The organism is Moorena sp. SIO3I6, assembly GCF_010672095.1.
Map to the genome: position 1 here is coordinate 1 of NZ_JAAHHU010000272.1, position 6,353 is coordinate 6,353.

General features: G+C 44.8%; 6 protein-coding genes. 5 read left to right on the plus strand and 1 reads right to left on the minus strand.

Translation table 11 applies throughout. From position 1 onward, the window contains the following. The first annotated feature begins 1,022 nt into the window (after positions 1 to 1,022). The 4 genes from F6K49_RS33725 to ndk all read left to right on the plus strand — a co-directional run bounded on the left by F6K49_RS33725 (position 1,023) and on the right by ndk (position 4,430). On the plus strand, positions 1,023 to 2,075 hold the full coding sequence (locus tag F6K49_RS33725) for a ParM/StbA family protein (protein ID WP_293030398.1): 1,053 nt from the start codon (positions 1,023 to 1,025) through the stop codon (positions 2,073 to 2,075). A gap of 42 nt (positions 2,076 to 2,117) precedes the next feature. Next, on the plus strand, positions 2,118 to 2,840 hold the full coding sequence (locus tag F6K49_RS33730; protein ID WP_293030396.1) for a hypothetical protein: 723 nt from the start codon (positions 2,118 to 2,120) through the stop codon (positions 2,838 to 2,840). 16 nt (positions 2,841 to 2,856) lie between these two features. Beyond that, complete coding sequence (locus F6K49_RS33735) at positions 2,857 to 3,903, plus strand: D-alanine--D-alanine ligase family protein (RefSeq protein WP_293103653.1); 1,047 nt, start codon at positions 2,857 to 2,859, stop codon at positions 3,901 to 3,903. 77 nt (positions 3,904 to 3,980) lie between these two features. Further along, a complete protein-coding gene (gene ndk, locus F6K49_RS33740) occupies positions 3,981 to 4,430 on the plus strand; it encodes a nucleoside-diphosphate kinase (RefSeq protein WP_293070716.1) in 450 nt (149 codons plus the stop codon). A 111-nt stretch (positions 4,431 to 4,541) separates the two neighbouring features. On the opposite strand, the gene F6K49_RS33745 is transcribed toward ndk, so the two are convergent. Further along, positions 4,542 to 5,300, minus strand: coding sequence for a DUF475 domain-containing protein (locus F6K49_RS33745; RefSeq protein ID WP_293103656.1), 759 nt, complete (start codon positions 5,298 to 5,300; stop codon positions 4,542 to 4,544). 297 nt (positions 5,301 to 5,597) lie between these two features. Between F6K49_RS33745 and psaM the strand changes: the two genes are divergently transcribed. Then, positions 5,598 to 5,693 carry a photosystem I reaction center subunit XII gene (psaM, locus tag F6K49_RS33750; protein ID WP_075900824.1) on the plus strand — a complete coding sequence of 32 codons (96 nt, stop codon included), beginning with the start codon at positions 5,598 to 5,600 and terminating at the stop codon, positions 5,691 to 5,693. Positions 5,694 to 6,353 lie beyond the last annotated feature (660 nt).

Below are 6,353 nucleotides of genomic sequence, written 5' to 3' on the forward strand. Positions count from 1 at the left end.
AGATGAGAATCCGTTCTAGAGGTACCAATGTCAGTGTGTTCCTATAATGAGGAGCCGTATGATGCGAAAGTGTCACGTACGGTTTTGAAGACGAGTTAATGGGGTGACCTATTGGCTTAGTTTAATTGATGACTACTATGACCAAGTATTGGTTGTTGCCATAACACCTTAAATTTCTGGGGGGGGTTTCCCCCCGGGGGCCTTGGGTTTTGGAAATTTCTGACATATGTGATTGACCTAGCCGTGGATAGTATTTCTACGGCTATTTTTTTATGGAATTAAGAAGGAAGAATGAAGAAGGAAGAATTGAGAAGGAAGAATTGAGAAGGAAGAATGAAGAAGGAAGAATTGAGAAGGAAGAATTGAGAAGGAAGAATTGAGAAGGAAGAATTGAGAAGGAAGAATTGAGAAGGAAGAATTGAGAAGGAAGAATTGAGAATTAAGAATTGGGAATTGGGAATCGGGAATCGGGAATCGGGAATCGGGAATTGGGAATCGGGAATCGGGAATCGGGAATCGGGAATTGGGAATCGGACAAAAGTAAAATTAACTGTTGAAATAGGGAGCAGGGAGCAGAAGGGCTTTTGGTAACTTTACATAAGTTAATACAGCGAGGCAGAGGTGCGACCCGTGGCGAATTTAATTCTTAATGCGGAAAACGCACCATTACGGTCTTGGGGGTTCCCCCCACTCGCGCTTTGCATCAAGAAGTGAGGTTTATTTTTGTCCAGGTACTTAGCGATCGCTACTCTCGAAACAATCCGTAGCGATATCCTAACTGCCAGTCGAGATGTCAGAGATTACTGAATGATTAATCTACTATATATGTGGAGTAGTTCCCAACAGACTTGGGTCAACCTGCGTTTCCTGCACACCTAGTCTAAGGATTTTTGGCCCTTGGTGGCAGAACTATCGCAAAAAGCCTAATCATTGTCCGCACCCCGCTCTTGCCTAGACGGGGCTTCCAAACATCGGACAATTTTTTTGTGAGTTGAGTTAGACAAACTGCTATATACTAACGAATGACTGCTAAACAGCTTGCTACCATCGTGAATAAAGTTCCTATTCTCAGCATTGACTTAGGTCGTACCTCTACTAAAGCTTGTATCAGCCGTTACCCCGATGGTGTAGTGCTAATTCCTGCCAATGTTGCCCATCTCACCGTTGAGCAAGTGCGTCGGGGTGGGTTTGAAGCTCGACTAGGTGACCCTCTATTAGATATTTGGCTGGAGTATCAAGGCAAAGGATACGCCATTGGACAACTAGCCGCTGACTTCGGAGCTAACTTGGGTGTTGGTCAATCGAAAGTAGAAGATGCCTTGATAAAAGTCTTTGCCTGCGTAGGACATTTCGAGCTTCAAGGTGACTTGGCAATTATCATGGGATTGCCCTACCATTCCCAAGAGCAGTTTGAGCGTGAAAAAGACGAATTAATTGGTATCCTCGCTTCTCCTCATGTCATGTACTACAGAGGGGAACAAGTCTCGATTACGATTAAGAAAGTTTGGGTGATACCAGAGGGTTATGGTAGCTTGATCTGGGTTGAAGTTCAGGAAAACGATCCATCGGATGGCGGATTACACGACCGTTCCGTCGCCGTTGTGGATATTGGCCACCAAACCACTGACTTTATCATGGCAGATTCGTTCCGATTTGCTAGAGGAGCATCTCAGAGTGAAGCGTTTGCCATGAATGAGTTCTATGATCAATTAGCTGCGCAAATTCAGGGAGCTGATAGTCAATCGTTGCTATTAATCAAAGCGGTTAATCGTCCAGAGGGAGAGCGCTTTTATCGTCCTAAGGGTGCTGCTCAGCCCACAGACCTCGACGAAATTATACCGAGTTTGCGCAAAAGTTTTGCCCGTGAACTGTCAGATCGCTTGCTCGCTTGGCTACCAGAACGCACCACAGACGTAGTGGTGACGGGTGGTGGTGGACAATTCTTCTGGAATGATCTTCAACTTATCTTCAAAGAAGCTAGACTGAAGGGTTACTTAGCTCAACCCTCTCGAAAAGCAAATGCTTTGGGACAATACATTTATGGAGAGGTGCAGAAGCAGTCGGCATCTCGATAAATTGTATTGTAATTATCCCCTAGCATTATAGGTATAATTCCCATGGCAGCGATCGCAAAAAAAGTAAATAAAACAGTAGCATTTACCTCTAACCGAGAGGATCAATCTCTACTAAAGGCAGTGGAAAAAGAACTAGCTAAGGGTCAGTATCCTAGCTTTAGCATGTTGTGCAAGCAAGCTCTCCAAGAGTTTCTGTTAAGACCAGAATCCTCAGAGGAAAAAGCATCCTCCCAGGAAGCAACCGAGGAAACAACCGAGGAAACAACAGGTGTTGGAAATCTTGAAGACAAGCTAACCCAACTGCAGCAGCAATTAACTGAAGTGGTACAGGCGTTATCGGTTCAGAGTCCTAGCCAACTGAATAGTCAGCTAACTGATCTGACTCAACGGATTGAGGAAATAGACTCTAATACAACTCAACAATTGACGCAGTTACAACAGCAGCTTGGGAAATTAGAGCAGGTTCTATCTACTGAAGAATCTTCTGATCAACTTGATGATCAATTGACGGCCTTAATCGAACAGGTCAAGCAAGTGGATGACCGTTCTCATCAACAACTCGAACACTTAAAACAGCAAGTTGCTGGTGTAGAAACGGTGCTGTCGAATTTTAGTACAACGGATTTGTCTGGCGTAAGAGAACAGGCATCCACAGAAAAAGCTACTAGAGAGTCAGATGGGAGCCTCCGCGCAGGATTGGAAAAAGAGGCTGATCAATCTGATCCGTTACTAAGTCGCTTGGGTTCTTTATTAGAGGATTTTTAATTAACTGTATAGTGCTATGACAAAACGCAGAGTTGGACTGCTGTTTGGTGGTGTCTCAGGAGAACACGAGGTTTCCATTAGTTCTGCAAGAGCGATCGCAAACGCTCTGTATGCCGAAGAAAATGCCTCTAAGTACGAATTGCTGCCAGTGTACATTCAAAAAAATGGCATCTGGACAGCGGGAGAAACTATCGCACAGGTTTTAGACTCGGGAACCCCCCTGGAATCTGCTCCTAGCGGTAATGTCTGGCAATTTCCGGCTGTTGTCAGTGAGGTAGATGTCTGGTTTCCCATCCTCCATGGGCCGAATGGGGAAGATGGCACAGTTCAGGGATTACTAACCCTGATGGGAGTACCCTTTGTCGGTAGTGGTGTTTTGGGTTCAGCTGTAGGCATGGACAAGCTGGCAATGAAAACAGTATATGCCCAAGCCGGATTACCCCAAGTCAACTACATGGAAGTTTTGCGATCGCAAGTTTGGTCCGATCCCTGTGTATTTACCAAACTCTGTGACCAAATTGAGGAAACCTTAAACTATCCCTACTTTGTCAAACCAGCTAATTTAGGCTCATCGGTCGGGATTGCCAAAGTGCGATCGCGTTCTGAATTAGAAGCCGCCTTAGATAATGCTGCTAATTACGACCGTAGGTTGATTGTAGAAGAAGGAGTAGTAGGGCGAGAAGTAGAGTGTGCTGTACTAGGGAACGATCATCCCAAAGCCTCAGTAGTTGGTGAAATTACCTATGAGAGTGATTTCTATGACTACGAAACCAAATACACTCAAGGTCAAGCCGACTTGTTAATCCCCGCTCCCTTGCCCACTGACGTGACTACCCAGATTCAGGAAATGGCAATCCAGGCTTTTACTGCCGTTGATGGGGCTGGTTTAGGACGGGTAGACTTCTTTTATGTCGAAGCCACTAGGGAAATCTTCATCAACGAGATCAACACCTTACCAGGTTTTACTGCAACCAGTATGTATCCCCAACTGTGGGCAGCTACAGGTGTTTCTTTTCCAGAATTGGTGGATCAGTTAATTCAACTAGCAATAGAACGGGCTTGAATCTTCGTCCGCACGGAATATGATAGGAAAGGTTACGCCAAAGATTGAGCTGAGTTAAACAATTTGAGGAGAAAAACTTGGAACGGACATTTCTGATGGTTAAGCCGGATGGTGTACAACGGAATCTTGTTGGTCAAATCATCCAGCGTTTTGAGACAAAAGGTTTTACCTTAGTTGGGCTGAAGCTGATGAGCGTCAGCCGTGAACTTGCCGAACAGCATTACGCTGTTCACAAAGAGAGACCTTTCTTTGGTGGACTAATCGAATTCATCATCTCTGGTCCTGTAGTAGCAATGGTTTGGGAAGGAAAGGGAGTAATTGCTTCCGCAAGAAAGATTATTGGTGCTACCAAACCTCTGGAGGCTGAACCAGGAACTATTCGGGGCGATTATGGGTTAGACACAGGTCGCAATCTTATCCATGGCTCAGATGCCATTGAGACAGCGCAGCAGGAGATTAGTCTTTGGTTTAAGGAAGAAGAGCTCGTTAGCTGGGAACCAACCATAACCTCTTGGCTTTATGAGTAACAGTAACATTTACCTTTAAACGGCAAGTCCCACGCTCTACCAATGTTTGGTGAGCGTTGGGATCATTGATAGGGAGATGGCGGAATTCTTCCCGACTCTTGTTAAAAGCAGTTAGCGGCTAGCTTCTTTTGCCCTTTGCTCTTTCCCCAAAGCCGCTTGCCCTTCATTTTCTACAGGAATTGACTCCAGGTCTGGGGTCTTAGACTTTTCAGAAAATCCCCACATGAACACTAGGGCAATGGCAGTAATCATTAACCATTCCGGTGGCACTAATTCCGGTTTAATCGCTCTGACCAACAGGCGCAATCCCACAAAGCCCACGGTGATGTAGCCAGCATCCTCCAGATAGACATACTCTTTCAACCAACGAATAAATAAGCCCGCCATGAAGCGCAGGGTAATTACCCCAATGGTGCCACCAGCAATAACCAGCCAGGTCTGGTCAGAAATTGCGATCGCTGTCGTGACACTATCCAAGGAAAAAGCTAAATCCGTTACAGCAATTAGGGGAATTGCCTGCCATAGAGAAGTAAACTTCGGGCCATGATGGTGATGTTGTTCATCTTCATCAGAGGTGAAATACTCAAAGACCAACCAGAGCAGATAGGCAGCTCCCAATAACTCAAACTGCCAAAACTGCACTACCCAAGTGGCTGTGAGAATCAAAGTGATTCGTAGGACATAGGCAACTGCTAAGCCCAAGTTAAGAGCATGGCGTTGAAGTTGTTTGGTCTCTAAGCCTTGGGAGATCGCAGCTAATGCGATCGCATTATCAGCAGACAGTACAGCTTCTAGTGCGACCAGAATCAACAAAACCACAGGACCCTCAAGCCCAACATTAAACGATGAGTTAAGAATTTGGTCTAGCATTAAAAATTATTAATGTCTTAAAAGGTTAACTTAGTCTATTACATAGACTTAATCGCCTAAATTGCTAAAACTTTGATATCTAATTTAATTAATCTTAACATTATAATCAGAATTTTAGTGCGCTGCGACCCCAGGGAGGTTCTAACGCCCACACCGAACCTGCAGCAAGATAAAGGTAATAGCTGTGAAGGATTCTAGTATCTGGATAGGACAAGTTATTGTGATAGAATTCCAGAACTAGCCCAATTAGTTGGCTAATGGTATAGAATATCGCTCAAATAAAGGAGATTGTATACGATGGCTATTTCAGATGCGCAAGTTATCGGAGCTCTATTACTGGCTTTGCTTCCGGGATTTCTAGCATTCCGGCTGTCTACCGAACTTTACAAATAGTGCTGGGAAGCTCAAAGCCTTGCTCCTAAGCGGCTCGGATCTAGAGCGGACGAAGGATAAACAAAATAGTTTAACTAACCCACCCATAATCTAGGATTTGGGTGGGTTAGTTAAACTAGTTAATCAATGGCGAAGCCTCATTAAAGCTAGTGAAATCCTTGACACTCCCTCACGCTCATCACGCGATTATAGTGTTCGCGTAGCGGCTCCTAGGTCGCTGGGATTCTTAAGAGCATAAAACTCTTAATGGCTGAGCCAAACAGCCTCTAGACTCTCTGACAAAATCATTGAGCTTTCTTCCCTCTTGATCTACGCTTTTAGCAGCGGCTTTTCAGCTTGCGCGCAAACCGGCACCTTTTGGGTGCATTAATATTTTTTAATCTTAGCAGAGCTCATCAAGAAGCGCAACAGATTGAGTCTCCAATTTCCAAGGGTCAGAAGTTACCCCAGCGAGCAATCCCTCGCTGGGGCAGCCTTTATGGTTGGTCGGCTATGGGTAAAAGGGTTAAAACTTTATGATTAAGGCCAGAGACGAAACCTTAGGAGAGTGGAGCCTTTATGGTTAGTCGGTTATGGGTAAAAGGGTTAAAACTTTATGATTAAGGCTCCACTCTCCTTACGGTAACTTCAAACCTTATTTTAAGGTTTCGTCTCCGGGCT